This is a genomic window from Streptococcus oralis, from assembly GCF_023109155.1.
In the GTDB taxonomy this organism is placed as follows: domain Bacteria; phylum Bacillota; class Bacilli; order Lactobacillales; family Streptococcaceae; genus Streptococcus; species Streptococcus oralis_BZ.
On sequence record NZ_JALDUA010000025.1, the window covers coordinates 1 to 526 of the forward strand.

A 526-nucleotide genomic window follows, 5' to 3' on the forward strand; every position below is an offset into this window, starting at 1 on the left:
TTGTTAGCCTCTGTTGAAGTCTCATCAGTTGACTTACCTGTCAAAGCTTTGAGTTCTTTCTCAGACTGTTCAAGTTGGGCTTGAAGAGTTGCTTTGATCTTGTCAAATTGAGCGTTTTCAACTTTGAGGGCGATGCGGTCAAGGTTCACTTTGAGGACTTGATTGATTTTATCACTGATCGTGAAGTTCGTCAATTCCGTCTTCTTGATGCGACCGTACTCATCTTTCAAGGCATTTCCATTTTCATCCTTAGGATCTGCAGGAACGAGCGTTGAAATGTCGAAGCGGAAGGTATCTAAAGCGTTTGGCAAGTGGTATTTTTTATCAGGTTTAGATCCATCTTCTGGCCCAACAGACTTAACTGGTTCACCTGGTGTTGGATCTGTTGGTTTTTCTGGGTCACGTGGTTTCACCGTTACCGGTTTTGATTCCTTGCTGCCAGATTGACCATTGGCATCCTTGAAGTTAACACTTGCTTTGTTTGGTACCAATTGATCCTTATAAGGAGTCAAATCGCTATGCGCTT

Annotated in this window: 1 protein-coding gene; it reads right to left on the bottom strand. The window is 43.0% G+C overall.

What is annotated here, in order from left to right; all coding sequences use genetic code 11:
- Nucleotides 1-526 (bottom strand): hypothetical protein (locus M1F63_RS10135; protein ID WP_247941337.1); only part of this gene is annotated, 526 nt, incomplete at both ends.